Source organism: Sulfitobacter sp. GN1-4 (genome assembly GCF_055693825.1).
In genome coordinates this window covers 1,046,750-1,072,455 of sequence record NZ_JBVFUQ010000003.1, presented here as the reverse complement: position 1 = coordinate 1,072,455, position 25,706 = coordinate 1,046,750, and the positions used below count along the sequence as shown (strand labels likewise).

General features: G+C 61.3%; 22 protein-coding genes and 1 pseudogene. 9 read left to right on the top strand and 14 right to left on the bottom strand.

Going from position 1 to position 25,706, the window contains the following annotated elements; genetic code table 11:
* Nucleotides 1-55 precede the first annotated feature (55 nt).
* From ACZ1HM_RS05740 to ACZ1HM_RS05710, 7 genes are all read right to left on the bottom strand, one after another.
* On the bottom strand, nt 56-2,212 hold the full coding sequence (locus ACZ1HM_RS05740) for a peroxidase family protein (protein ID WP_472741918.1): 2,157 nt from the start codon (nt 2,210-2,212) through the stop codon (nt 56-58).
* 243 nt (nt 2,213-2,455) lie between these two features.
* Nucleotides 2,456-3,001 (bottom strand): CIA30 family protein, encoded by a 546-nt coding sequence (locus tag ACZ1HM_RS05735; RefSeq protein WP_472741917.1) that lies wholly within the window; start codon nt 2,999-3,001, stop codon nt 2,456-2,458.
* A complete protein-coding gene (hmuQ, locus tag ACZ1HM_RS05730; RefSeq protein WP_472741916.1) occupies nt 3,001-3,312 on the bottom strand; it encodes a heme-degrading protein HmuQ in 312 nt (103 codons plus the stop codon). Before hmuQ ends, ACZ1HM_RS05735 begins: the two co-directional genes overlap by 1 nt.
* A gap of 129 nt (nt 3,313-3,441) precedes the next feature.
* A complete protein-coding gene (locus tag ACZ1HM_RS05725; RefSeq protein ID WP_472741915.1) occupies nt 3,442-5,091 on the bottom strand; it encodes an ABC transporter permease in 1,650 nt (549 codons plus the stop codon).
* 100 nt (nt 5,092-5,191) lie between these two features.
* A complete protein-coding gene (locus tag ACZ1HM_RS05720) occupies nt 5,192-5,671 on the bottom strand; it encodes a helix-turn-helix transcriptional regulator (RefSeq protein ID WP_472741914.1) in 480 nt (159 codons plus the stop codon).
* Between the two features lie 46 nt (nt 5,672-5,717).
* The gene (locus ACZ1HM_RS05715; protein ID WP_472741913.1) at nt 5,718-6,047 is read right to left on the bottom strand and encodes a hypothetical protein; all 330 of its coding nucleotides are present in this window, start codon (nt 6,045-6,047) and stop codon (nt 5,718-5,720) included.
* A gap of 172 nt (nt 6,048-6,219) precedes the next feature.
* Entirely contained in the window at nt 6,220-6,744 is a 525-nt protein-coding gene (locus ACZ1HM_RS05710) for a hypothetical protein (protein WP_472741912.1), read from the bottom strand.
* 445 nt (nt 6,745-7,189) lie between these two features.
* Between ACZ1HM_RS05710 and ACZ1HM_RS05705 the strand changes: the two genes are divergently transcribed.
* From ACZ1HM_RS05705 to ACZ1HM_RS05680, 6 genes and pseudogenes are all read left to right on the top strand, one after another.
* Nucleotides 7,190-8,386 carry an MFS transporter gene (locus tag ACZ1HM_RS05705; protein ID WP_472741911.1) on the top strand — a complete coding sequence of 399 codons (1,197 nt, stop codon included), beginning with the start codon at nt 7,190-7,192 and terminating at the stop codon, nt 8,384-8,386.
* 266 nt (nt 8,387-8,652) lie between these two features.
* Nucleotides 8,653-9,903: a sarcosine oxidase subunit beta family protein gene (locus tag ACZ1HM_RS05700; protein WP_472741910.1), complete on the top strand. Its 1,251-nt coding sequence runs from the start codon at nt 8,653-8,655 to the stop codon at nt 9,901-9,903.
* 16 nt (nt 9,904-9,919) lie between these two features.
* Nucleotides 9,920-10,207 carry a sarcosine oxidase subunit delta gene (locus tag ACZ1HM_RS05695; RefSeq protein WP_472741909.1) on the top strand — a complete coding sequence of 96 codons (288 nt, stop codon included), beginning with the start codon at nt 9,920-9,922 and terminating at the stop codon, nt 10,205-10,207.
* Nucleotides 10,204-13,147 (top strand): annotated as a pseudogene (locus ACZ1HM_RS05690) (sarcosine oxidase subunit alpha family protein). The gene ACZ1HM_RS05695 and the pseudogene ACZ1HM_RS05690 overlap by 4 nt, the downstream one beginning before the upstream one ends.
* A complete protein-coding gene (locus tag ACZ1HM_RS05685; protein ID WP_472741908.1) occupies nt 13,140-13,700 on the top strand; it encodes a sarcosine oxidase subunit gamma in 561 nt (186 codons plus the stop codon). Before ACZ1HM_RS05690 ends, ACZ1HM_RS05685 begins: the two are co-directional and overlap by 8 nt.
* A 57-nt stretch (nt 13,701-13,757) precedes the next feature.
* A complete protein-coding gene (locus tag ACZ1HM_RS05680) occupies nt 13,758-14,429 on the top strand; it encodes a hypothetical protein (protein ID WP_472741907.1) in 672 nt (223 codons plus the stop codon).
* A gap of 277 nt (nt 14,430-14,706) precedes the next feature.
* On the opposite strand, the gene ACZ1HM_RS05675 is transcribed toward ACZ1HM_RS05680, so the two are convergent.
* Together ACZ1HM_RS05675 and ACZ1HM_RS05670 are read right to left on the bottom strand one after the other, a co-directional pair.
* The gene (locus ACZ1HM_RS05675; protein ID WP_472741906.1) at nt 14,707-15,948 is read right to left on the bottom strand and encodes a vWA domain-containing protein; all 1,242 of its coding nucleotides are present in this window, start codon (nt 15,946-15,948) and stop codon (nt 14,707-14,709) included.
* A complete protein-coding gene (locus ACZ1HM_RS05670) occupies nt 15,945-16,979 on the bottom strand; it encodes an AAA family ATPase (RefSeq protein ID WP_472741905.1) in 1,035 nt (344 codons plus the stop codon). Before ACZ1HM_RS05670 ends, ACZ1HM_RS05675 begins: the two co-directional genes overlap by 4 nt.
* A gap of 204 nt (nt 16,980-17,183) precedes the next feature.
* Here ACZ1HM_RS05670 and ACZ1HM_RS05665 point away from each other — a divergent pair, with 204 nt between their 5' ends.
* Both ACZ1HM_RS05665 and ACZ1HM_RS05660 read left to right on the top strand, forming a co-directional pair.
* Nucleotides 17,184-18,698 (top strand): malonate--CoA ligase, encoded by a 1,515-nt coding sequence (locus ACZ1HM_RS05665; RefSeq protein WP_472741904.1) that lies wholly within the window; start codon nt 17,184-17,186, stop codon nt 18,696-18,698.
* A 97-nt stretch (nt 18,699-18,795) separates the two neighbouring features.
* Nucleotides 18,796-20,349 (top strand): trimethylamine methyltransferase family protein, encoded by a 1,554-nt coding sequence (locus ACZ1HM_RS05660; RefSeq protein ID WP_472741903.1) that lies wholly within the window; start codon nt 18,796-18,798, stop codon nt 20,347-20,349.
* Between the two features lie 214 nt (nt 20,350-20,563).
* Here the strand turns inward: ACZ1HM_RS05660 and ACZ1HM_RS05655 are convergent, their stop codons facing one another.
* Genes ACZ1HM_RS05655 through ACZ1HM_RS05640 form a run of 4 tightly spaced genes read right to left on the bottom strand, consistent with a single transcriptional unit; the run spans nt 20,564 to nt 23,865 of the window.
* Entirely contained in the window at nt 20,564-21,169 is a 606-nt protein-coding gene (locus tag ACZ1HM_RS05655; protein WP_472741902.1) for a hypothetical protein, read from the bottom strand.
* Nucleotides 21,169-21,543, bottom strand: a complete 375-nt coding sequence (locus ACZ1HM_RS05650; protein ID WP_472744576.1) for a molybdopterin cofactor-binding domain-containing protein — start codon at nt 21,541-21,543, stop codon at nt 21,169-21,171. Before ACZ1HM_RS05650 ends, ACZ1HM_RS05655 begins: the two co-directional genes overlap by 1 nt.
* A complete protein-coding gene (locus ACZ1HM_RS05645; RefSeq protein WP_472741901.1) occupies nt 21,458-23,404 on the bottom strand; it encodes a xanthine dehydrogenase family protein molybdopterin-binding subunit in 1,947 nt (648 codons plus the stop codon). Before ACZ1HM_RS05645 ends, ACZ1HM_RS05650 begins: the two co-directional genes overlap by 86 nt.
* Before the next feature lie 2 nt (nt 23,405-23,406).
* Nucleotides 23,407-23,865: a (2Fe-2S)-binding protein gene (locus tag ACZ1HM_RS05640; RefSeq protein WP_472741900.1), complete on the bottom strand. Its 459-nt coding sequence runs from the start codon at nt 23,863-23,865 to the stop codon at nt 23,407-23,409.
* A gap of 107 nt (nt 23,866-23,972) precedes the next feature.
* Between ACZ1HM_RS05640 and ACZ1HM_RS05635 the strand changes: the two genes are divergently transcribed.
* On the top strand, nt 23,973-24,512 hold the full coding sequence (locus tag ACZ1HM_RS05635; RefSeq protein WP_472741899.1) for a TetR/AcrR family transcriptional regulator: 540 nt from the start codon (nt 23,973-23,975) through the stop codon (nt 24,510-24,512).
* 74 nt (nt 24,513-24,586) lie between these two features.
* Here the strand turns inward: ACZ1HM_RS05635 and ACZ1HM_RS05630 are convergent, their stop codons facing one another.
* Nucleotides 24,587-25,699: an S-(hydroxymethyl)glutathione dehydrogenase/class III alcohol dehydrogenase gene (locus tag ACZ1HM_RS05630; protein ID WP_472744575.1), complete on the bottom strand. Its 1,113-nt coding sequence runs from the start codon at nt 25,697-25,699 to the stop codon at nt 24,587-24,589.
* Nucleotides 25,700-25,706 lie beyond the last annotated feature (7 nt).

Sequence of the window (25,706 nt, the reverse complement as noted above, 5' to 3'; positions counted from 1 at the left end):
CCACCCCGTCAAGACATCCATTGCGCAGCGCGCGATGCCAAAGCGGTCTGCCGCGTCAGGCCAGCGCCTGATGATGCGCAGACAGCATCGCATAATCCTGGATATCCGTCTCCAGAACATTGCGTTCAATGATGTCGGCCAGGCTGGTGTTGTTCATCCGCGCAACTGTTGCTGGCGGGAACTTGCCCTCATACCAATCAGGATCCCCATTGCGCGAGGCGCGGAATTGCTCCACCAGCACGGCCGCCTGTGTTTCACCGGCCATGCCGCCGCCCACGGGTTTTTCCGCCAACATCCCCACCCAGGCATCGACATCTTCGATGCTGTCATAGACCTGCGCCAGCCGTTCGCCCACACCATCGCGCAGCCGTGGATCATCAAAGCCAGTGAGCGGGGGCTGGCCCAAGCCACGCTTCATGTCATTCAGACTGGGCAGACCGTGGTCGCGGCCACGCTGAATGTTGAGCGCTGCCAAATCCAGCGGATGTGCATCCGGTCCCGGCATAACATTGTTGCGTAGGCTGTCCACGATTTCAGTATCCATCGCCTGCGCGCGCTGACCCGCAGCCCCTCTGAGCACATCATCAATGCCGCCCTGGTCAATCGGCTGGGTGTTGAAAAACGCATCCATCAAGGGAATGTCTGACCGGTTGCCGTGTTCATCAATCAGCTGCAGCTTGTCGCTGACCATGCTGTGGCCAAACCGGAAAGCGGCCGTTGAAAAGGCGTTGGAAATCTGTGGATCAGCACCGGTGTAGCCTGGGTATGCGCCCATGGCATCTTTGCCCAACAGCATCGGCAGAAACTCATTGGCCGTGACCGATTGCATCTGTGCCACGTTAATCTCACGCGCCGCATCAAAGATCTGATCATCGCTCCAGCTGGGATAGCGTTCGGCAAAATCTGCGGCGAGCCGGTTGTGTTCGCGTGCAAAGACGGTGTGCAATGAGGTCAGCAGCGGGTTTTCATTCACCCGCACGTCGCCCGCCCGGAAAAATCCATTGTCATCGCGCGGCAGGTTGCCCCGGGCATCAAGCAGCATCCGGCCCCCTTCGCCTTCACGCAGCGATGTCTCTTCGGCTTGGCTGGAGCCATAGACATTTGAGCCATCAATCAAGGCGGTGATCGAATTGGTTTGCTGGCGCACGCCGTGGCTATCTTGTTCTGAGGCTGAGCGGATAAAGCCCAGATCTTTGCCGCCTTCGGCATTGGGATCAAACCGCGCATCCCCATGTGGCACCGCGATGTTGGCAGCCTCATCCGCGCCGTGGGTCAGGCTCAGGTCATGATCCAGGAACTGACCCCATCCCCAAAAAAGATCCGTGGCCCCGGATGCGTCTTTCCGGTCCCCGGTTGCGCCCACCACCGCGTTGGAAATCTCTCTGGCGTTGGGGCGGTCGCCGCCGCTCATGCCGCCTGTGCCGTCGCTATAGTCAGCCTCAAACAGCCGGCGCAGCGGCGCGTCAGCTTCGCTGCCGCCCTCCTGGCCTTCCATCATCTGGCCCATCACGGGGCATCCGCCGCCGGGCTTGTACCCTGCAATCTGATCCGCCGTTGGCATGTCATGCGGCATCTCGCCCAATGCGTCAGGGCCTTTGGAGTGACCGCCGCCGGCGGTATAGCTCGCGCGGCCTGAGCCATCTGCCCAGGGCATCTCTGTTCCAGTGCCACCGCCGTTAGCAAAGCTGTCCCAATGGCGCAGCCCACCTGTCAATTGCGCCGGATCCTTTGCTGGACCGTAGCCTGTGCCATAATCATGCTGGGTGCCCACACCCTCGCCATATCCGTCCGGGCGCTGCTGATTGCCCCCATGCGGACAGGCCGCCGCAAAAGAGCTTGGGACATCACGGGCCACCACATCGCGCAGCGTCTGCATTTGGGAAAACACCGCTTGGGTGAGTTTTTCGACCATTTGCGGGATGGATTTGATCGTCTGGACCAAGGCCGCAGAGGAGTTCAGCTTTTGACTGACGCTGAAGGAAAAGGACATCACCGCATCTGGCTTGACCTCAGCCTTGCCAAAGCAGCGGGTGTTGTCGGCATGGGTGCTGGGCGCGAACCGCGCGGTGACATGCACCGTCGTGGTCACCTCAGCCGTGCCGTTCCAAGCCCGCTCAAACGCGGCCTGCGCCACCTTTGTCGCTTCTGCATTCGCTCCGCCGGAACGCTGGTGTGCCGGGCAGCCGACATGGTCCTGAACGCCAATTCGCATCAGATTATCCTTTCATCCCCTCCGGCGTAACAGGCGTGAACGGCGGCTGGCAATCACACAAATGTGCAGAAATTGTGTTTTGCCAAAATGGAAACGACGGCAGGATTGATCGTTGAAAGAGCGCGCTATATCTTATTTAAGCATTTGATTAATAACAGTTTCCACAATGCGCCTACAGCGGCATATTTTCCAAAAATTGGCAAAAACGGGGCATCGGGCCTTGCCCGCCGCTGACAGAGCAGCTCACCCAAAGAGGCAGGTCGCCCGCACACTTATGTCAACAGACATCGCGCGGCCCACCGCCAAAATGCCCACTCTGCGCAACTTGCGGGCGTCAAAGGGAACATCAGTGTTGTTGGGTGAAAAGGCGGAAAAGGGGATGTCTATGCGCTGCCATTCGGGGCCCGCAACAAAGCCAGCGCGGTAGGAATGCCAAGGCCGCGCCAGGTCTGTCGTGCGCAGTGCAACCTGATAATCCTCGCCGTTGCCCCGCACCTCAAACCCGATCCCGGAAAAACCGCTGGCATCCAGAACACCGCGCGCCGGGGCAAGATCTGTGGCCATCTGGATGAAACCACCGTTGTTCTCAAGGCTGACGTCCCCGGTCAGCCGCGCCACTAAGGCCCCTGCCTCTTTGGTGGTTTCAACCTGCCCGGTTGAGACGCCCCCCATGACCGTGTCGGCCACAAATTCCCAGTTTGCCGAAAGTTCCATACAGCCCCTTGCGTTCACATGCTTGGACAACAGCGGCAACGCCACCAACCCGCCCAAGACCGCGCGTCGTTTCATCACGCGATGTGCTGAATTGTGGAAAACCCTTCAAAGCTTGGGCTGCCTTCATACAGCGCCTTTGTTTGCCCCGCGTCTTTGTGTGCCGCGCGAAAGGCCTCACTGCGTGTCCAGTTCTGGAACGCCTCTTCGGACGCCCATACCGTGTGGGACGCATAAAGAACCAGTCCATCCGCCTCAGGCCCTTTTAGCATGTGAAACTCCACAAAACCGTCCAACCCTTTGAGGTGACTGTCCCGCTCTAACCAAAGCGTTTCAAAAGCTGCGGCATTCTCTGTTTTCACTGTAAACCTGTTCATCGCGATAAACATGCCATGTCCTTTCGAAACTATTGTGTCAGGCAAGCCACCACCGGCTAACCTTGCAAAGATAGAGGCCAGAGCGGCAAAGGAAACCGTCCAAGCCGCCCCGCCTTACGCCGATGGGCACCGGGCGCATGCTCAGGCGGTGGTCTGCTCTGGTGCGAGATTGCCGCGCCGCCGTTCGCCCAGCTGCAAACACAGCAGGATAACCGGCAAAAGCCCCGCGGCGGCGATCATCAGGCTTGGCACCGCAGCACCCTCCAGCCGCTCATCTGACGCTAGGCGAAACGCCTGAACCGCAAGTGTGTCATAGTTGAAAGGCCGCAGGATCAAGGTTGCGGGCAACTCTTTCACGGTATCCACGAAAACAATCAGCAAAGCCGTCAGGATGCTGCCCCGAAGCACCGGCAGATGGATGCTGCGCACTGTGCCCCAGACCGTGCGCCCCAACACGCGAGAGGCTGCGTCAACATTGGGCGTGACAGAGGACAGGCCACTGTCATAGGCCCCCAAGGCCGCTGCCAGAAACCGGATCATATAGGCTGCAACCAGCAACCAGATGGAGCCGCTGATCAACAAACCTGTTGAAATATCGAACCAGGCCTCCATGCGTGCATCAAGCCAGTTGTCAAAGCGCGCAAAAGGCACCAGCAGCCCCACCGCAATAACCCCGCCGGGCACTGCATAACCAAGTCTGCCCAAAAAGAGCGTCGCCAGCGACACCCGGCTGGCCAAGACCCGATGGAAAGTGCCCAGCATCACCGCCGCCCCGACGGTCACAACAGCAGCAATCCCGCCCAGGAGGAGTGAGTTCTGGATGAACTGCATGTACCGGGGGCTGAAAACAACCTGCTCTGACCGCATTCCCATCAGCACCAGCGTCACCGTCGGGATAACGACCCCAAGCAGGACCGGCAAAACGCAGGCCAGCTGCGCCCACAGCGCCCGCGTACCGGTCAGGCGAAACCGCACAAAATCCTCCTGCCGCCCCTTCACGGCATAGGCGGCGCGGCCCCGATTGATATACTCCAATGCCGCAACAAGAAGCGCAAAGGTCAGCAACCCAACGGCCAACTGCGCCGCTGCCCCACGATCCCCCAACCCGAACCAGCTGGTGTAGATCCCTGTGGCAAAGGTCTGCACGCTGAAATGGGCCACCGTGCCGAAATCTGCGATGGTCTCCATCACCACCAGCAACGCGCCTGCTGCAATGGCCGGGCGCGCCATGGGCAGGGCCACCTGTAAAAACGCCTGCGTCGGCGTCGACCCAAGCGAGCGTGCGGCATAAAAGGGTGTCGCCGCCTGCAACCGGAAAGCCGCCCGCGCCATGAGGTAGACATAAGGATAAAGCACCAGCGTCAGCATCAGAGCCGCTCCGCCCAGCGATCTGATTTCTGGGAACCAATAATCGCGCGGCCCCCAGCCCATCACCTGGCGCAAAGTTGTCTGCACGATGCCCGGGTGATCCAACACATCCGTATAGGCATAGGCCAGCACATAGGCCGGAAACGCCAGCGGCAGGACCAAGGCAATTTCCAGCACACGCCGCCCCGGAAACTCAGCCGCAACAACCAGCCAAGCGGTCAGACTGCCGATCAAAATGCTGCCCACCGCCACCAAGACGACCAACACAAGTGTCGTCGACGTGTAGCGCCACAGCACCGTCTCCATCAGCTGTGTCAGTGTCTCAAAAGACCCAAAGGCAGCCGCTGCAACCACGCCAAGGACGGGCAGCAGGCAAATCGCTGCCACCGCCAAAGCCACCCCGGAGATGAGTTTCTTATCCATGCACGTTGCCAAAATACATTGCGTTGCGCCTCCCTACCTCGGAATGCCGGGCAATTACAGGCCTGATTGATTTAGTCGGGATTGCGCGGTCTGACAGCTGCTAAAGCAGCAGATCCTCCACCAGAACGGAGAACAGCTGGCTCTTGCCGTTGACGCCTGCCTTTTTGTAGATCGCCGTACATTGCGCTTTTACCGTGCCGATCCGGGTCTCGCGCAGGGTTGCGATCTCAGCCATCGACATGCCTTTGAGGACCAACCACGCCACCTCTGTTTCAGCAGAGGTCAATCCCAGACCATCGAAATACCGCGTGACGGTGGCGGTGAATTCACCAGACGTGATTTGGCGCGCGGTTTCGGCGCGGCGTGTCGCCGTCTGCGCCAGCCAGGCCAGACGCACGCCCAACACAGCGCCTAATATCAACCCGATGCTAGCACCTGCCTCGACCAATTCGCGCGCTTGCCAGCGCAGCGGCACCGCAGGCAGCCCCAGAATAGAGGCCAGAATTTCCCAAAGAAAATACGCCCCACAGGCGCATTGCAACGCAACCAAGGTCCAGACGACAAACGGCCGGTTCAGCACTGCGGCCCTCCCCTTTGTGGGCCGCATCGATCACGCAACGACAGTCTCACCCGCCGCGTCCCGCGCCGCCGGGTCCGCCCGGACCACCGGGTCCGCCCGGGTCTCCTGGGCCACCGGGGTCTCCCGGCCCGTCCGTGCCGCCCGGCGCATCAGGTCGGCCTGGCGCACTCGGTCCCTCGGATGCGCCAGGCCTGCCGGATCGGTCCTGGGTTGAGGTTGGCGCAGGATCAGGGGCACCTGCCTGCGCCTGGTCGGAAAAGCGTTGATCGCGCAGGATCTCGCCTGACGTGCGGTTCAACACAACCTCTCTGAGGACATCATCACGTTGTGCGGTTATGATAATGCGCCCCAGCCAAGACCGCCTAACCTCAGTCACGGTATAGCCCTCAGCCTCAATGCGGGTGATGACGCTTTCGGCGACAGGAAATTCCGCAAGCGCGGGGACTGCATCAGCAGAAACGCGGCCAAACTGGCTGTGATCAATGATGCGCGCATGCGGTCTGTCCCTTGAGCCGTTGTCCGTGGCTAAGGTGTTGGCGCGCCCCGTGTCAACCGGGGCGCGCCAACCTCTTAGTCGCGCGAGCCGCCGCGGCCCTCGCCACCACGGCCTTCACCGCCACGCCCCGGCGCACCGCGCCCGGGGCCGCGCGGCCGCCTTCTTCGCCAACCTCTGTCTCGCCATCCTCACCAGCGCCCCGGCCACCCCGTGGGCTTGGTGCTATGCCCAGCTCTGCCAGTTGATCGCCGATGGCCTGGCGGTCTTCCTCTGACAGGCTGTCTTTGTCGATGTCACCCAAAGCAACGGTTTCACCTGTGGTGGGGTCCACCACTTCAACATCAGAAATATCAGGCCGGCCCCGCGGGCTAACCCCCAGAGCGGCAAGCTGATCGCCGATGTTCTGACGGTCTTCATCGGACAGCGCGCTGATGTCGATCTCAGACAGGGCAACCGTTTCATTTGTCGTGGGGTCGATCACCTCAATATCCTCTGCGGCCATCAGTGGCGTCATGGAGGCGGCGGTGATCATGGCTGCAATCATCAGCGGGCGGCGGGTAAGGGAAAGGAAGGTCATGGTATATCTTTCTGTTGTGATGTTCGCGAACAGCTGCGTGCCGTTCTGCGCCAAGCCATGCCGTGTTTGCGCGCCCTAAGATATTGGACGCAGGGCGGGTTTTTCGCCGCATAAACAAAAGTCCAATGCCGGGTTTATGGTCAAACTGCCCGCTGGGATCGTGGCAACGCCTCCCCGCTAACACCCTGTAAAATAACCAATACTCCATGCGACTTTTGCTTATTCCAAACGCATGCCCGTAAATTATCCCCAATGAGGCAGCGCGCATCCCATCTGGCTTCGTTTTCACAACCGTCAAAAACCGCTGGGGCGGTCTCGCCCTCTGCACCTGCGCACCCGAGGATACCCTTCCGCCACCCCAGTCAGATTACGCCACCTGCCCGCTTTCGCCCGCTTGCAAACCGGGCCTTACCTGTTACTCCGATGCTTCAACCTTGGTGCTTTCATGAAACTCAGCGGCCCTTTCCTTTTCATCCTGGCGACCCTGATGATCGACGCCATTGGCATTGGCATCGTCTTTCCGATCATGCCCGACCTGATGGAGCGCGTCGGCGCGGAAGATACCGCCCAAGGCGCGCTTTGGGGGGGCATCATGATGTCAGCCTATGCCGCTACCATGTTCCTTTTTGGTCCGGTCATCGGCAGCCTGTCTGACGCATACGGACGCCGCCCGATCCTGATTGCGGCCCTGCTTACCCTGACGTTGGATTACGTGATCATGGCGATGGCTGACAGCTATTGGCTGCTGCTGGTCGGTCGCATCATCGCGGGCATGGCGGGGGCCACCTATATCACCGCGACGGCCTATATCTCTGACATCGCCAAACCCGAAGAACGCGGCGCCGCCTTTGGCATGATCGGAGCCGCCTTTGGCATCGGCTTTGTCTTTGGCCCGGCCTTGGGCGGGCTGGCCTCTGGCTGGCACATCACCGCGCCGTTTTGGATTGCCGCATTGTTGTCTGCCGTGAACGTGCTCTTTGGGTTCTTTATCCTGCCGGAATCGCTCAAACCCGCAAACCGGCGGCCCTTTGGCAAGCGTGATCTGAACCCCTTTGGCAGCATCATCCGTGCCTTCATCCTGCCGGGTCTGGCCATTCCGTTGATTTGCATTTTCGCCTTTGAGGTCGCGAACCTTGTCTACGCCACGCTCTGGGCGTTCTGGGGCAAAGAGGTTTTTGGCTGGGATGGGTTCACCATCGGTCTGACCCTGTCGGCCTACGGCATCCTGATCGCGGTTGTTCAAGCGGGCGTGCTGCCGCAGTTGACCCGCCGCTTGGGAGATTATCCGACGCTTTTGCTGGCCACGGCGGCCTGCATCATCGGATTGTTTGGGTTTGGCCTGGCAAATGCGGCCTGGGTGGTCGCCGTGATCCTGCCCATCGCCGCCCTGGCGGACATGGCACCGCCGCTGATGACTGCCATCGCCGCCAACCGTGTTGGCGAAGACATGCAAGGTCTGGTTCAGGGGGTCATTGCCTCTCTGGCTTCGGTGGCGGCGGTGGCCGCCCCACTGGTACTGACGGCAGTGTTTGAGGAATTCGTGGGCGGAGAAGGGATTTATCTGCCCGGCGCACCGTTCTTGCTGGCTGGCGTCTTGGTCATTGCGATCATCCCGCTGATCCTGCGGCTCAAGCCAAGCTGACACCATCTGTTGCGCCGGGCGGCTGGCCAATGCGCGGCGTTTCCAAGCCCGGAAATGTCGCCAGAGGCTCTGACACCCCAAACCCCACGTCCTAGGCTCAGATTGATTGTGGCACAGGGCCGCAGCCTGACGCGCAAGGGGCTGTTTTTATGACGCTCTTTTGAGCAAACGGCCAAAGATCGTCCAATTCAAAAAGGCCAATGTCGTTTTCAAACTTTATCTTCTGAGTGAAATTATGCGAATGTCATGAAAAATGGGTGCGACTCATGCGATACTCTGGATTTAAGATCATCAAAGAGGCCCTGACCGGTCACAAAGGTTGGACACCCGCCTGGCGGGACCCCGACCCCAAGCCGCAGTATGACATCATCATCATCGGCGGTGGCGGGCACGGATTGGCGACCGCGCATTACCTGGCTTCTGTCTATGGTGAGCGGAATGTAGCCGTGATCGAAAAGGGCTGGATCGGCGGCGGCAATGTGGGCCGCAACACTACAATCATCCGCTCCAACTATCTGCTTGATGGCAATGAGCCGTTCTATGAATTCTCCCTCAAGCTTTGGGAAGGGCTTGAGCAAGACCTGAACTATAACGCGATGGTCAGCCAACGGGGGATCATCAACCTGATCCACTCAGACGCGCAACGCGACGCTTTTACCCGGCGCGGCAATGCGATGATCTTGAACGGTGCCGATGCAGAGCTGTTGGATGAAAAGCAGGTGCGCGCGGAATACCCATTCCTCAATTTCAACGACGCGCGTTTTCCGATCAAAGGCGGCTTGGCCCAGCGGCGCGGCGGCACAGTGCGCCATGATGCCGTCGCCTGGGGCTATGCCCGCGCCGCGGACAGCCGCGGTGTGGACATCATCCAAAACTGTGAGGTCACAGGCTTTCGCATTGAGAATGGCACCTGCCTGGGGGTGGAGACCTCAAAAGGCTTCATCGGGGCCAAAAAGGTGGGCTGTGCGGTGGCCGGCAACTCTGGCCGCTTGATGGGCATGGCGGGGATGCGCCTGCCGATTGAAAGCCACGTCTTGCAGGCCTTTGTGAGCGAAGGCCTGAAACCGGTGCTGCCAGGGGTGATCACCTTTGGCGCGGGCCATTTCTATGTCAGCCAGTCGGACAAGGGCGGCCTGGTCTTTGGCGGAGACATTGACGGGTACAATTCCTATGCCCAGCGCGGCAATCTGCCTGTTGTCGAAGACGTCTGCGAAGGCGGCATGGCGATCATGCCGATGATTGGGCGCGCGCGACTGCTGCGTATGTGGGGCGGGATCATGGACATGTCGATGGACGGCTCTCCGATTATCGACCGGACGGGCATTGATGGGCTCTATTTCAACGGCGGCTGGTGTTACGGCGGGTTCAAGGCCACGCCTGCCTCAGGCTACACCTTTGCGCATTTGCTGGCCAAGGATGAACCGCATGCGTTCGCCAACGCCTACCGTTTCGACCGCTTCCAGAGCGGCCATATGATTGACGAAAAAGGCATGGGCAATCAGCCCAACCTGCACTGACGGGGAGACGCGAGAGATGATCATCAACCACCCCCTGCTTGGCCCCCGCGACAGTGCGGAGTTTGTCTATCTTGGCGATGCCTCTCTTATTGACCGCCCGGATCCAGAGGCCGAAGACCGCGATCAAGCCTTCTATGAATACGCCTACTTGCGCGACAACCCCGCCGGTCCGCTGCGCGAGTTGTGGTTTCACGAGGGCGGCGACCGGTCCTGGTTGGTCGTGACCCGTGACACCAGCACCCATGAGATCACCCAAGTTGAACTGGCCCGCGATGTGGCCCGAAGCCGGGGGCGCAGCAGATGAGCCAAGTCAACCGATTGAGCGGCGGCCAAATTGATCGCAGCGCCAGCCTGCGGTTCCACTTTGACGGCAAAGCCTACATGGGCCACCCCGGCGATACGCTGGCCTCGGCCCTATTGGCCAATGGTGTGCGGCTGATGGGGCGGTCGTTTAAATATCATCGTCCGCGTGGTCCGTTGACCGCCGGGTCAGAAGAGCCGAACGCCCTGGTGGAACTGCGCGGCGGTGCCCGGCAAGAGCCCAACACCCGCGCCACCACAACAGAGCTGTTTGACGGCTTGATGGCGCGGTCGCAGAACCGTTGGCCCAGCCTGGCCTTTGACGCCATGGCGATCAATGACCGGTTCTCCAACTTCCTGACGGCTGGGTTTTACTACAAAACCTTCATGTGGCCCGCGGCCTTTTGGGAAAAGATCTATGAGCCGATCATCCGCAAGGCCGCTGGCCTAGGTGCGCTCACCATGAAGGAAGACCCTGATGTCTATGACAAGGGCTTTCGTCACTGTGACCTCTTGATCATCGGCGCAGGCCCAGCGGGCCTGATGGCCGCGCTCACCGCCGGGCGGGCGGGTAAAGAGGTGATCCTGGCGGACGAAGACTTTGCCATGGGCGGCAGGCTCTTGGTTGAGACAGCACCACTGAATGACGCGCCCGCGCTGGATTGGGTCACCGCCACGCTGGCGGAACTCTCGTCGCTGCCCAACGTGCGGCTGATGACGCGCACGACTGTGATCGGGGCCTTTGACCACGGCATCTATGGCGCTGTTGAGCGGGTGAGCGACCATATGCACACGCCCGATGACGGCAAACCGCGCCAGATCCTCTGGCGGATCTACACGCAAAAAACGCTGCTGTGCGCCGGGGCCACCGAACGGCCCATCGGGTTTGAAAACAACGACCGTCCCGGTGTGATGCTGGCGGGTGCCTTGCGCGCCTATGCCAACCGCTGGGCTGCCACCCCGGCGCAACGCATCGCGGTCTTTACTAACAACGCCGATGGCCACCGCACAGCAGCAGACCTTGCCGCCAAGGGCGTCAAGATTGCGGCTGTCGTTGACACCCGCCCCGATGCCCCCCTGGCTGAGGGCTATGAGGTGTTGCGCGGCGCGCAGGTTGTGGACACCAAGGGCCGGTTGGGCCTGACCTTTGCTGAGGTCAAGCTGGCCGATGGCACCATGCGCACGCTGGAATGTGGGGCGCTGGGGGTGTCGGGCGGCTGGAACCCCAATGTGCATCTGACCTGCCACCAACGCGGTCGCCCCACCGGGACGACGGCCTGGCGGCCTTTGTCCCCGGCGGCACGCTGCCTCCCGGCATGAGCGTGGCTGGGGCGGCCAATGGTGCCTTCTCAACCCATGCCGCTCTTGAAAGCGGCGCGCGGGCAGCCCGCGCCGCGTTGGGTCTGAAGGGCAAGGCCCCCGCCCTACCACAGGCCGAAGACGCCCCCGTCACGCAGACACCGTTCTGGTACGTCGAAGGCGCATCACGCGCCTGGCTGGACCAGCAAAACGATGTGACCGTCAAGGATGTGAAACTCGCCCATCAAGAGGGCTTTGTCTCGGTCGAGCATCTCAAGCGGTATACGACGCTGGGCATGGCCACCGATCAGGGCAAGACCGCCAACATCGGCGGGCTGGCGATCATGGCAGAGCTGGCAGGCAAAGCCATCCCAGAGGTCGGCACCACCATCTTCCGCCCCCCTATACCCCCGTCGCCATCGGCACCCTGGCAGGCCGGATGCGGGGCATGGAGTTCCACCCCACCCGGCTCACCCCCTCGCATTATTGGGCCAAGGAACAGGGCGCGGTCTTTGTTGAGGTGGGCAATTGGCTGCGCGCGCAATGGTTCCCACAACCGGGCGAGACCCACTGGCGGCAGTCCGTGGACCGCGAGGTGCGCCAAACCCGCGCCTCTGTCGGGGTCTGTGATTGCACCACCCTGGGCAAGATCGACGTGCAGGGCACGGATGCCGCCGATTTCCTGAACAAGGTCTACTGCAACGGGTTTGCCAAATTGGCCGTGGGCAAGACCCGCTATGGCCTGATGTTGCGTGAAGACGGCATCGCGATGGATGACGGCACTGCGGGGCGGCTGGCCGAAGACCACTTTGTTGTCACCACCACCACCGCCAATGCCGCAAAGGTCTATCAACACATGGAGTTTGTGCGCCAATGTCTCTGCCCTGACATGGACGTGCAGCTGATCTCCACAACGGAGGCTTGGGCGCAATATGCGGTCGCGGGCCCCAATTCACGCAAGCTCTTGCAAAAGATCGTGGATGCGGATGTGGACCTCTCCAACGACGCCTTCCCCTTTATGGCCTGCGCCAACATCACCGTCTGTGGAGGTCTGCGCGCGCGGCTCTTCCGCATTTCTTTCTCGGGCGAGCTGGCCTATGAAATCGCCGTGCCCGCCCGCTACGGCGATGCGCTGATGCGCAGGCTGATGGCCGAGGGCGAAGAGTTTGACGTGGTCCCTTACGGCACCGAAGCTCTGGGCGTGATGCGGATTGAAAAGGGCCATGCTGCAGGCAATGAGCTGAACGGCACAACCACTGCACTAAACCTCGGGATGGGCCGTATGGTCAGCAAGAAGAAAGACAGCATCGGATCGGTCCTGTCCGAACGCCCCGGCTTGAACGAGGCCGATGCGCTGAAGCAGGTGGGGATCAAACCGCTGTCCAATGCCGACAAGATCACCGCAGGCGGACATCTGATGGCCGCCACCGGCCCGGTGGATGCCGCACATGACCAAGGCTATGTGACCTCTGCGGCTTTCTCACCCACGCTAGACAGCAGCATTGGCCTGGGCTTTTTGAAAAACGGCAGCGACCGGTTGGGCGAAAAGATGCGCCTGGTTTCCCCCGTAACCAACACAACGGTGGACGTAGAGATCGTCTCTGCCCATTTCGTGGACCCAGAAGGAGAGCGGTTGCGTGCATGATCTGACCCCCATCACCGCCCTGGGCCGCACTGTGCCCCGCGTCGATACCGTCGCTGGGGCCACCCTGACCGAGGTGCCGCAGGTTGCCCTCGCCTCTGTCACAGCACGTCTGGGCAAGGAAAAGCCAACCGCCACAGCGCTGAAAAAACTCATCGGTGCCACAGCCCCCGGCCCCCGCACCTTTGCGGGTGAGGCGATGACCGCCTTTTGGATGGGGCCAGACCAGGTCATGCTCGAGGCCCCCATAGAAACCCATGAAGATCTGGCAGATCACGCCAAGGCCGCGGTGCAAGGTAACGCCTCCGTGACCGAACAGACCGACGGCTGGACCCGGTTTGATCTCACCGGCGCGGGGCTGCTGGCGGTGATGGAGCTTCTCTGTCCGCTCAACGCACCCGCGATGCCTGTGGGCGGCGCAGAGCGGACCTCGATACACCATCTGGGATGTTTCGTGCTGCGCCGGGCTGACGATCACTTCAGCATCTACGGCCCGCGCGCCTCTGCAGGGTCGCTGCATCATGCGCTGCATACGGCGATGATCTCAGCCCTTTGAACCGATTGGCACAGGGTGCGGGGTCGCCATCCTAAAATCCCGCGCTAACTCCGCCGCATGTACGTCCTAACCCACAGCACCCTGCGCAATCCAGCCATCCTTCAGGTGCGCCAATTGCCGCGCAAGTTTTTCGGCCGCGTTGCGGTACGCCCAAAGCAGGGTCAGGGGTTTGGCGGCGGGCTGCGCCGACTGTTCGAATATCAGGCGATCCGCTATTTGCTGGTGCTTTCCCCGCTCATCGCCATCGGGGCGATCTGGAATGTCGCGGCCCTGCCAATCGCGCAGGCACCGATCCTGATGATTGCGATGATCTGGTTTGTCGAAATGCGCATCCTACGCGTCCCACAAAACCGCCGCGCAAAACTTATCGACGCAAGCGAAGCGGCCCGTGGTCTTGACCTGTTGAAAGTCCAGGCGCGCGACGTGCTGACCCGCATCGCCGCCGGACGTGACATGCGCGCAGGCCAACTGCATCTGGTGGTTGAACAATCTGAGCTTTGGGCCGTGACACCGCTCACCTATGTCTCTGTCCAATCTGAGGACGGTCCTGAGGTGATGCAGCTGACGGACAAGGAAGTCGCCATCATCACGGATCACCTCTTTGCAGCCCCGCTGACAGAGGCGCTTTTGCAACGCATCAACCAGTCGCAAAACACCTTCCTGCGCGACATCACCTTTGACACCAAAGGCGTCTCCGCCCACGCACGCCTGGCCGCCGCGCTCAGTTAAACCAGAAGCGCGGGTTAGGCATCACACGCCCGCCGCCCGGTCCCTCCCCGCCCCCCAAACCCACACCACCTGCTGGTTTCGGAGCCGTCCTTGCGTGCACCCGGACAGACAGGGGGGCAGCCTCTTGCCAAGGCAAATCGCCGAGGGCCCCAGCTTGCTGGGAGACGGTTATTTTCCTTGGCAAGAGGGGGCGCGCCTGTCAGGCAAGGGGGGCGCAAGGATGGATCTGAAACATGCTGGTTTTGGAGAGCTCCGCAGCGCGCAACACCGCACCCCCTTACGCATCTAGATCGATCAATCGGCCAAATGGTGCCGCCAATGCACCCGCACCCGGCACCGCCCAAAAGACCGGAAGGGTCTTTGGGGGCGGCCCCGCGTCGCCTTCCAAATCCGTCAGCATCACCAGCGCGGAAGCCCCCATCTCGACGGCCTCCGCGATCACGGGCACAAAGGCAGTCCCGCCACCGCGGGGCAACTCTGGCAGCGCAAACCGGCGCTCTGACGGGTCCAGATCAGCACGGTAGCGGATGGCGTCGTCGAAAACGCGCAGATGCAATGACGCGCGCAGACGTCGTGCGATGCCCGTCACCTCAGACCAAAAGAGGCCAAGACGCGCGTCATCAATACTGCTGGAGGCATCCAACCCCACCACAATGCGCGGCACCTGGGACAGGGGCCGGGTACCCGGCTGATACCCCGGTTGCGGCGATCCCGCGCGCGCAGCCTCGGCTGAGGCTGCCAACCAACGCCGGGACGGGCGATGCAGGTTCGGCTGCGGCATCACCATGACGGCCTGGCTTAGCAATCGGCGCAGGATCACCTCCCACGGGGTCCGCGGCTCTGCCACATCCGCAAGCCGGTGCAGGCTGCGGCCGATCCCGCGCCCTGCCTGTCGGCCTGCGTCCATGGCCCGTGTCATGTGCTGACGCCACCGCGCGGCGGCTTCCGCCTCTCCTGCGGCATCGGGTTCGCCCGCTGCGGGGTCGAGGTCTGGCTCAAAATCCTGCGCCTCCGCATAGGCTTCCGCCTCAGACTGCCCGCGCCCATCCTGCCCCACTGTGGTCAGCGCGAAATACAGCCGTTCAACATCCCATTCCGCCAAAGCCGTTTGCGGGGCAACCTCGCTCCCCAGGGCTTGTTGCAACAGCTCGGTCAACACCACTGCGGGACGCGGCAGCGCGTGATCGGCCAACAACAGCGCCTCATTGACCACCGCATCTGCGGCCAGATTGAACAGATCCGGCCTAAAAGCGTCACCCAACCGCTGATGTAGCTGCCCCATACGGGCCGGATGGCGCAGCGCCACATGCAAGATGTGATGTGCCGCCAGCCCCGATTGTTCGTGCGGCATCAGCGCCTCAAAGTCGGGCCCATAGGTGATCGCCTCAGCCAAGCAGCGGGTGTCCGGGCCATCCCGGTGCACACACCAGAGCGACAGCGCCGCAATCGCTGGATCTGCCTCTGCCAGCGCCTGCAACGCAGGTGCGGCCCGCGCGCTGTGTCGCGCGATGACGCTCATGCCGCCCCGGCGGCCTCACGCTCAGCGGCATAGGCGGCATAGCTTTGGGAGGTTCGGAACACCTCTTGCAACCCTGCGCCCAGCGCCTTGTCGATCAGCAGCTCAAAACCATAGGTCGTCAGCTCCCCCAAAGGCAGACCGGCAAAGGCCGCCTCTTGCCGCCGTGCCCCCAAGTACCGGATGTCGGCCATCACATCAATCACCCGCGCAAGTGTGTCTTCATCGGCCAATGTTACCAGCGCATAGACCAAGGCCGACAGCCCGTGCAGGCTGGCTGGATAAAGGTCCAGGCGTTCTTGCCCCTCGGTCTCAATCATCGCGGTGGCCTGCACGGTCGCTGCGATGTCTTCTGCGATCAGGATGAACTCTGCCGCTGCCGTCTCGCCCAGGGTCCCGGCAATCAATACGTCGCGCAAATCCTTGTCCGCCACCGCCTGCATCAAGATGCTGACCCGTGCCCAAGACCGGGGCGTACAGGCAATCATCTCTCCCCGGCGCAAAGCCTCCTCTGTGGTGTCCAACAAATCTGGCCGCGTGCGGATGAAGGCCGTCACCGACGGGTGCAGCCCTTGGGGCACCGCAAAGCGTTCAATCCAGTCGCGCGCCTCTGCGCGCACGGACAGATGCACCAATCTGTCCGACAGCGCGCTGCCCATCTCATAGGCGATGGCGCCGTCCTCAACCGTATTGCCCGCCGCCACGATAAACGTGCCCGCAGGCAGTTGGTTCTGCCCCACACGGCGTTCTTGCAAGAGCCCGTAAACCGTGGGCTGCAAAGCCGGGGCCGCCGCCGTCAATTCATCCAAGAACAGGATCGCGGGGGCGTCAGGATCATCTGGCAGATCTTGAGGTGGATACCACACCGTGCGCTGCGTGGCGTGATCGTAGAACGGCAGGCCCCGCAAATCCTGCGGCTCAATCGTGGTCAGCCGCAAATCAAAAAGCCGCGCACCCGTTTCTGCCGCCAACTGCTGCACCACTTCAGTTTTGCCGACGCCCGGTCGCCCATGCAGCATCCATGACACCGTCATCGTGCCCGCCATCTGGGCCGCATACCCGGCCCTTAGCGCATCCAGCGCCCGGCCTGCGGGCAGGGGGAGTGTTTATCGACATCGTTGTCCTTTGCGCAGCCGTTTCGTTCGTGGCAGACGGTAGCCTGCCAAAAGCCCGCGACAAGGCTTTACCCGCCCGCGCACTTCCCCCAAAATCACCGCACAGCAAGACCGGAGCACAGCATGGCCAACCCCCTTTATGACAACCTTTTTGGCCAGCACGCAGGAAAAGACACCGCGTTTTTGCATCTGCCGGATGGCGGCACCATCACCCATGCGGCATTCCTGCACCGTGCCGCGCAACTGGCCCACGCGATTGCCGCCTGCGGGCTTGTGCCCGGCGACCGCGTCGCTTTGCAAATCGACAAATCCCCCGATGCCCTGGCGCTTTATGCGGCCTGCGTGCAGGCGGGTTTCGTTTTTCTCCCTCTCAATCCGGCCTATACCCCGGCCGAAGTGGACTACTTTGTGTCCAACTCTGGCGCCCGCCTGCTGATCTGCGACCCGGCCAAGGCTGACGCCCTCAGCGCCATCGCCTCTGCCGCAGGCGCTGCCCTTGAAACCCTGGACACCACCGGCGGCGGCACTTTGCCGGGCAAGGCTGCCAGCCAACCGAATACCTTCCCCACCGTTGCGCGTGACGGTGATGACTTGGCCGCGTTCCTTTATACCTCTGGCACCACAGGCCGCTCCAAGGGGGCGATGATGACCCAGACAAACCTGCTCAGCAACGCGGCCACGCTCAAAGACCTGTGGCGCTTTACGGCGGGCGATGTGCTGCTACATGCGCTGCCGATCTTTCACACCCACGGGCTGTTTGTGGCCACCAATGTGATGCTGCTGGCGGGCGGAGCAATGGTGTTCTTGCCCAAGCTCGACGTGGACCAGCTGATCACCCATATGCCCCGCGCCACCGCGCTGATGGGCGTGCCCACTTTCTACACCCGACTGCTGGATCACCCCGACTTCACCCCAGAGCTGACCGCGCATATGCGGCTTTTCATCTCCGGCTCTGCGCCTTTGCTGGCCGAAACCCACAAGGCGTTTGAGGCCCGCACCGGACACCGCATCCTGGAACGCTACGGGATGACGGAAACGAATATGAACACCTCCAACCCCTACGACGGCACCCGCCGCGCGGGCACCGTGGGCTTTCCCTTGCCAGACGTCGCGCTAAAGGTCACAGATCCCGACACCGGCGCGGAGGTGCCGCAAGGGGAGATTGGCGTGATTGAGGTCCGTGGCCCCAATGTCTTCAAAGGCTATTGGCAGATGCCTGAAAAGACCGCCGCTGAACTGCGCCCAGACGGATGGTTCATCACCGGCGATCTGGGCCTGATTGACGCCCAAGGCTATGTGCAGATCGTGGGCCGGGGCAAAGACCTGATCATCTCTGGCGGCTACAACATCTATCCCAAAGAGCTGGAGGTCCTCCTGGACGACCAGCCCGGCGTCTTGGAATCCGCCGTCATCGCAGCCCCTCATGCCGATCTGGGCGAAGCCCCCGTGGCGGTTCTGGTGCCCAGCAAGGGGGCCACCCCTGATGTGGAGGCCATCCTGGCCACCCTCAACACCCAGCTGGCCCGTTTCAAAGTGCCACGCAAAATCGTGGTGCTGGACGCCCTGCCCCGCAACACGATGGGCAAGGTGCAAAAGAACGTCCTGCGCGACACCTACGCGGATGCCTTCAAAACCTGACCACCGCCGCCACGATTGGCCGTAGGCTGTTCGCTTACGGACAAGTCAGAATGTCGCTGATGTGCAAATCTATCCCATCTGATGACAGGAGGGATAGATGACCGTTCAAGCACCTGTTCGCAGCCGCAGCGGCGGCCGCGCTGCCCGCCGCGCCCTGCGCACGGCCTTGGATTTCACCATGCTGCCGGGCGTGCACAACAATATCCCCACCTGCGAGATCATGAGCGGCGCTGAGGTGGAACGCATTGATGCCGCCTCCATGGATATCCTTGAAAACGTAGGCGTGGTTTTTCGCGATGACATCGCCCTGGCCGATTGGAAAGCCGCCGGGGCAAAGGTGGTGGGCGAGCGCGTCTATCTTGATCGCGGCCTGGTGCGGGATCTGATCGCCACGATCCCGGCCCATTTCACTTACCACGCCCGTGATCCGCAAAAGAACGTGGCCCTGGGTGGGCGTGATGCGATCTTTGTTCCCATGACCGGCGCGCCCTACCTGCGCGATCTGGACGACGTGCGCCGCAACCCCACGCTGGATGATCTGGCGATGTTTCACAAACTCGCCCATATGCTGCCCGCGCTGCATTCCTCTGCCCATCACATCGTGGAACCCTACGACCACCCGATCAGCCAACGCCATCTGCGCATCACCTATTCGTCGATGAAACATTCCGACAAAACCTTCATGGGCATGACCACCAGCCCCAAGAATGCCGAAGACGTCATCGACATGTGCCGCATCCTCTTTGGTACTGACTTCATTGACACCCACCCCGTGGTCACCGGCAATTGCAACGGCAATTCGCCGCTGGTGTGGGATGAAACCATGCTGGGCGCGCTGCGCGCTTTTTCACGCGCCAACCAACCGGTGCTTTGCTCGCCCTTCGTGCTGGGCGGGGCCAATACGCCCGCCTCAGTCGCTGCCTCCGTGGCACAGCTGAATGCCGAGGCGCTCTCAGCCCTGGCCTATACCCAAGTCATCCGTCGCGGTGCGCCTGCGATCTACGGGCACTACCTTTCAACCGTGTCGATGAAATCCGGGGCCCCCATGGCTGGCACGCCGGAAATTTCATTGATGAATTTCATGATCGGCCAAATGGCGCGCCATTATGACATCCCCTGGCGCACCTCTAATACGCTGGGCGGGGCGAAAACCTTTGACGCCCAGGCCGGCTATGAAAGTGCGACAACCCTCTCTGCGGTCATGCATGCAGGGGCCAATTACATCTGGCATTCCGCAGGCTGGAATGAGGCGGGGATGCATTGCTCAGTTGCCAAATTCATCGTGGATGCCGAACAATGCGCCATGGCCCACCGCATGGCCCAAGGCGTGAACTTTGGCGATTTTGAAACCGCACTGGCCGCCGTCCCCGATGTAGGGCCCGGCGGGCACTACCTGGGCCACCCGCACACGCAAGAGAACTTCCAAGACGCCTATTTCATGCCCGAGATGTTCGACAACAACTCTATCGAACAATGGCAGGCCGAAGGCGGGGTAGAGATCACCCAACGCGCCCTTGCCCATGCGCGCAAGCTGCTCGCAGAATACCAAGAACCCAAGCTCGACATAGCCAAAGACGAAGAGCTTCGCGCCTTCATCACCAAACGCGAGGCAGAGATCCCCGCCAGCGATGAACTGAACCAAAGCTATTGACCGCAATCCCCCACCCCCTTTGGGCTGGAGCCGCCGTCGCTTGAGCCCAAAGGGCCAAGGGTCCACCGTTTGCATAGGCAAATCGCCGAGGGCCCCGCTTGCGGGAGACGGCTATTTTCCTATGCAAGCGAGGGGCGCTTTGCGATGCAGGGGTCATGCGAGGGCGGGGCCAGCACTTTGGGATGGTGAGCCGGAAGCCTCACCGCCCCCTCCCCTACTCCGCCGGGCAGGGCATGCCCGCCGCGCCCCAGACCAGGACATCCTGCGTATGCTCGGCCAATGAAAACGGCGCTGGCTCACGCCCGCCACCGGGCTCCAGTGCCCAGTGCAAGATCACATCATGGCCCAGATGATCGGCAATCTCCAGAAAGGTGCGCCCGCCATTGAGATCCTGATCGCGCAACTGCGCACATATCTCAATGCTGGACCGGCCAAACCAATCTGCCTCCACCGGGGCCAATTGCCAGGCCGCCGCCACCTGCGGCGCGCCATGGGGCATGTCGTTGCCGCCCGTTTCATTGGTCACATGGCAAGTCCGGCAAGGGATATATTCAGCCCCGATCCGGCTCTCGCCTGCTCGGATGCCCATCCCATGTACCCGCGTGCGCCCATATGTCGGCCCCGACCACATCGGCTTGTCGCTGGCCCCCACATGACAATTGGAGCACCGCGGATGCGAGGCCACCTGATAAATCCGGTCCCAGGCCGCCAACCCCTCTTCTAAGGTTGCCTCAGGCACGGCAGGTGCCTCTGCCCCTTCCGCCGCCACAATCCCCGGTGCGGCGATGAGCAACGCGAAGAGCGCGATCCGCCCGCGCATCAGACGAAGTCCACGAAATTGTAAAACGGCATCTCTCTCAGCCGCTGGCCAGTGGCCGCAAAGATCGCATTGGCCAAGGCAGGTGCCGCGGGCGGCACCGGCGGCTCCCCAATCCCGCGGATGGTAAAGTTCCGCTCCAAACCACGCACCATGATTTCAGGCGTCTGGTACAGCCGCATCCCTTCTGCCGCATGGTAATTGTCCTGTTCAGCCATCCCATCGGCATAGGTAATCTCAGAGTTCATTGCATGGCCCAAGCCCCAGACAACCGCCCCCTGCACGTGGTTTTCAAAGTTGACCGGATCCACAATCTGGCCCACGTCTGCTGCGACCCAAACCTTGTCGATCCGAATGCCGCCGTCGGTATTGGTCACTTCGACCACTTCGGCCACCGGCACACCAAAGCTCTCTACCATGGCCACGCCGCGCCCTTTGCACTGGGGCCAAAGCTTCGCCCCAGTTCGACATCTCTGCCACCGCCTCTAACGTGCCACGAGCCACATCCCAGTCGCACAGACGCAACCGCTCTTCCATGGGATCGGCCCCCGCCTCTGCGATCAACTCGTCCAGGAACCCTTCGATAAAGAACCCACAGCTAGAGGCACCCACTGCTCGCCAGCTTGAGACGGGTGCCAGTTCCGGCGCCGCATAGGCGCGGACCCGGAAATTTTCAATCGCATAGGGCGCGTTCCAAGCCCCTGCGGGGATCTGGCTGTCGGGGCCTGGGACCGGCACCCCAAGCCGCCCCATCTGTGATCGCAGCGGCGAAGGTGAGGCAATGTCCAATGACAGTGTTTTCACCTGGCCATTCGCAACCGTTCCGGCCCCGCGCATCATGCCAATATGGCGTGGGAAATCCTGCAAAAAGTCCTCTTCCCGGCTAAAGACCAGCTTCACCGGCGTGCCGCGCACCTGATCAGCAACCTCTGCCGCCAGCGTGACATTCTCAAATTCCAATCGGTGGCCAAAACTGCCCCCTGCATATTGGTTGTGCAAAATCACCTGTTCTGGCGCGTGCCCTGTGACCGCCGCCACTTTCTGCTGCAAGAACCGCGGCACCTGATGCGAGGTCCACACTTCCACCGCCGCATCGGTCACTTTCACAATCGCATTGATCGGCTCCAACGGCTGGTGCGCGACATAGGGCGCGCGGTACTCCGCCGCGATCTCACCCGATTGCAGCGCTGTTGCCGCATCCCCGTCTGCCCGCCATTCTTTGTCCAGGAAGTCTTCGGAAAATGCTGCCTCCAGCGCGGCCCAATGCGCGGCTTGTTCTGCTGGATATGGGGCCGCTTCCCATTCGACATCAATCGCATTGGCCGCTTGAATGGCCCGCCAGGTGTTGTCCGCAATCACCGCCAGACCATTTGTCACTGGCAACACCGCTGACACACCGCGCATCTTCTCTGCTTCTGATGCATCAAAGCGTTTCACTGCGCTGCGCCGCGGGCTTAGACGCGCGGTTGCAATGACCATATCCTCGACCACCAAATCAATGCCGTAGGGCAAGGTGCCGGTGGATTTGGCCAAAATATCGCTGCGCTGGGTTTCTTTGCCGATAAAGCGCCAAGCCGACGCGGGCCGCAGGCTGACATCCGTCACCGGATCAATGCCCGCCGCGTCTGCCGCCAAGGCCGTATAGGCAACCGCAGTCCCGTCCGGCAGGATCACGGCACCGCCTTCGGTCTTCAGATCGGCAATGGCCACACCGTGACGCGCTGCGGCCGCGGCCTTCAACGTCTCACGTGCCACGGCCCCCGCCATGCGCAGCTTGTCAAAACTGTCCGGCACAGAACTGGACCCACCAGTACCCTGAAGGCCCATGACCTTGCCCAAGGCTCCCATCATGGAACGCACAGACCGCGCCGCCATGCTTTGATCCGTCGGCACGAAGGGCGCGCCTTCGCCCCCCAGAACCGTGTTGTAATAGGCCGGAGCCGGCGGGCCAAAGTCCGTCACGAACTGCCCCGGCTCCACATCCAGCTCTTCAGCAATCAGCATCGCCTGCATGTGTACAGACCCTTGCCCGATATCCACATGCGGCGTGATCAAGGTGATCTGTTCACCATCAATCTTGACCCAAGGGTTAAACGTGGCCGCATCGGCCCCCAACCCCTCAGCCAGCGGATTGTCATGCGGTTTGCGTACCATATAGGTGCCAAAGGCCACACCACCGGCAATCGCCACCGCGCCGGTCAAAAACGTCCGTCGTGCAATTGTGCGCATCCGTCCCATGTTCACGCCTCCGCCAATTTACTTGCCGCTGAGCGGATGGCCGCCCGGATCCGGGGATAGGTGCCACAGCGGCATAGGTTCCCGCTCATTGCGGCGTCGATCTGATCATTGGTGGGTTCAGGGTTAAGATCCAGAAACGATGCCGCCTGCATGATCTGACCTGCCTGACAATATCCGCATTGCGCCACCTGATGCTGCACCCAGGCCTCTTGGACGGCGTGCAGACTTTCGGGCGTGCCCAGACCCTCAATGGTGGTCACTTCTCCATCGACATCAGCGGCAGCAACTTGGCAAGACCGCACTGAGATCCCATCGATATGCACTGTGCAGGCCCCGCATTGGGCAATACCGCAGCCATATTTTGGCCCTGTGATCCCCAATTCATCCCGCAAAACCCACAACAGGGGCATGTCGTCCTCGACATCTACCTCGTGGTCTGTTCCATTCACCGTCAGTCTCATTCCTGTCTCCCTAGGCAAATTCAACACGTGTTGACTTATGAAATACGCAGCGCTCCACACAAGTCAACACCCGTTGACAAAATTCACCCAATTGATAGGGTTCAGCAATGAATAAAGCTTTGGCGACACGGGAGAAATTGCTTACCGAAGCGCGTCATTTGCTCTGGCAGCGCGGCTATTCAAACGTCTCATTGCGCGAAATTGCCCAGGGTGCCGGCGTAGATGTTGCGCTCATCTCGCGCTATTTTGGCGGCAAACGCGGGCTTTTTGAGGCAACGTTGGAAGGGGCTTTTGAAAGCCCGGATGTCGCCACCGCAGAAGAACTGATGACCATCGTTGGCGCGCTTTACCGCGATGCCCCTCGTGACAGGCACACGCCATCGGTGCTGCAATTGCTGCAAAGCAATGCAAATGATCCTGAGGTGGGCGATCTTGTGCGCCACGCGCAGGCATCCGGCATGCAAGACAAACTGGACGCGCTGCTGGGCAGCCCCGCGCGCGGGGCACTTTTCATGAGCGTGCTCTTGGGCTTCGCCCTGGCTGAAAAATCTCTCAAACTGCCCGGCATCGCCGATCCCGGCACATCAGAGTTTGATGCCCAACTGCGGCACCTGATGGAAAGCGCCCTGACCTACCAAGATCGGTAAGCCAGGGCTTCATCTTTCCAATACAATTCCGGGGAGGTCAGCTTGCTGACCGGGGCAGAGCCCCTTTTTCCTTCTTAGAATTCTACCACCGCGCGGATGGATTTGCCCTCATGCATCAGATCAAATCCATGGTTGATCTCGTCCAGGGTCAGCTTGTGGGTGATCATCGGATCAATCTCAATTGTGCCGTTCATGTACCAATCCACGATCTTGGGCACATCCGTGCGCCCCTTGGCCCCGCCAAAGGCCGTGCCGCGCCAGACCCGGCCCGTGACCAACTGGAATGGCCGTGTTGAAATCTCAGCCCCTGCGGGGGCCACACCGATGATAATGCTCTCGCCCCAGCCTTTGTGGGCACATTCCAGCGCGTCGCGCATCACCTTGGTATTGCCGGTGGCGTCAAAGGAATAATCCGCGCCACCGCCCGTCAGCTCAACCAAATGGCCGACCATATCGTCGCCCACGTTCTTGGGGTTCACAAAATCGGTCATGCCGAAATATTTGCCCATCTCGGCCTTGTCGTCATTCAGGTCAACGCCGACAATCTGATCACAGCCTGCCATGCGCAGACCCTGGATCACATTCAGGCCAATACCGCCCAGACCAAAGACCACGCAGCGGCTGCCGATCTCGACCTTGGCGGTGTTGATCACCGCACCGATGCCGGTGGTCACGCCACACCCGATGTAGCAAATCTTGTCAAAGGGCGCGTCCTTGCGCACCTTGGCCAGGGCAATCTCGGGCACCACGGTGTGGTTGGCAAAGGTCGAACAGCCCATGTAGTGGTAAATCGGCGTGCCATCTTCCATTGAGAAACGCGTGGTCCCATCAGGCAGCAAACCCTGACCTTGCGTGCCCCGGATGGCCTGACACAGGTTGGTCTTGCCGCTGGTGCAATACTCGCAATTGCGACACTCAGGCGTATAAAGCGGGATCACGTGATCGCCGACTTCGAGGGTTGTCACCCCTTCCCCCACTTCCAAAACAACGCCAGCGCCTTCATGGCCCAGGATCGCAGGGAAAATCCCCTCAGGATCATCGCCAGAGCGGGTGAATTCATCTGTATGGCACAGGCCCGTGGCTTTGATCTCAACCAGAACCTCGCCCTTTTTCGGCCCCTCCAGGTTCACCTCCATAATCTCAAGCGGTTTGCCAGCTTCCAATGCGACTGCAGCGCGGGTTTTCATCATGGGG

Bases quoted from the DNA above. Each gene is read 5' to 3' on its own strand.
- ACZ1HM_RS05740 (WP_472741918.1), bottom strand. From the start codon at position 2,212: ATGCGAATTGGCGTTCAGGACCATGTCGGCTGCCCGGCACACCAGCGT.
- ACZ1HM_RS05735 (WP_472741917.1), bottom strand. From the start codon at position 3,001: ATGAAACGACGCGCGGTCTTGGGCGGGTTGGTGGCGTTGCCGCTGTTG.
- hmuQ (WP_472741916.1), bottom strand. From the start codon at position 3,312: ATGTTTATCGCGATGAACAGGTTTACAGTGAAAACAGAGAATGCCGCA.
- ACZ1HM_RS05725 (WP_472741915.1), bottom strand. From the start codon at position 5,091: ATGGATAAGAAACTCATCTCCGGGGTGGCTTTGGCGGTGGCAGCGATT.
- ACZ1HM_RS05710 (WP_472741912.1), bottom strand. From the start codon at position 6,744: ATGACCTTCCTTTCCCTTACCCGCCGCCCGCTGATGATTGCAGCCATG.
- ACZ1HM_RS05705 (WP_472741911.1), top strand. From the start codon at position 7,190: ATGAAACTCAGCGGCCCTTTCCTTTTCATCCTGGCGACCCTGATGATC.
- ACZ1HM_RS05700 (WP_472741910.1), top strand. From the start codon at position 8,653: ATGCGATACTCTGGATTTAAGATCATCAAAGAGGCCCTGACCGGTCAC.
- ACZ1HM_RS05695 (WP_472741909.1), top strand. From the start codon at position 9,920: ATGATCATCAACCACCCCCTGCTTGGCCCCCGCGACAGTGCGGAGTTT.
- ACZ1HM_RS05680 (WP_472741907.1), top strand. From the start codon at position 13,758: ATGTACGTCCTAACCCACAGCACCCTGCGCAATCCAGCCATCCTTCAG.
- ACZ1HM_RS05675 (WP_472741906.1), bottom strand. From the start codon at position 15,948: ATGAGCGTCATCGCGCGACACAGCGCGCGGGCCGCACCTGCGTTGCAG.
- ACZ1HM_RS05670 (WP_472741905.1), bottom strand. From the start codon at position 16,979: ATGACGGTGTCATGGATGCTGCATGGGCGACCGGGCGTCGGCAAAACT.
- ACZ1HM_RS05665 (WP_472741904.1), top strand. From the start codon at position 17,184: ATGGCCAACCCCCTTTATGACAACCTTTTTGGCCAGCACGCAGGAAAA.
- ACZ1HM_RS05660 (WP_472741903.1), top strand. From the start codon at position 18,796: ATGACCGTTCAAGCACCTGTTCGCAGCCGCAGCGGCGGCCGCGCTGCC.
- ACZ1HM_RS05655 (WP_472741902.1), bottom strand. From the start codon at position 21,169: ATGCGCGGGCGGATCGCGCTCTTCGCGTTGCTCATCGCCGCACCGGGG.
- ACZ1HM_RS05645 (WP_472741901.1), bottom strand. From the start codon at position 23,404: ATGGGACGGATGCGCACAATTGCACGACGGACGTTTTTGACCGGCGCG.
- ACZ1HM_RS05640 (WP_472741900.1), bottom strand. From the start codon at position 23,865: ATGAGACTGACGGTGAATGGAACAGACCACGAGGTAGATGTCGAGGAC.
- ACZ1HM_RS05635 (WP_472741899.1), top strand. From the start codon at position 23,973: ATGAATAAAGCTTTGGCGACACGGGAGAAATTGCTTACCGAAGCGCGT.
- ACZ1HM_RS05630 (WP_472744575.1), bottom strand. From the start codon at position 25,699: ATGAAAACCCGCGCTGCAGTCGCATTGGAAGCTGGCAAACCGCTTGAG.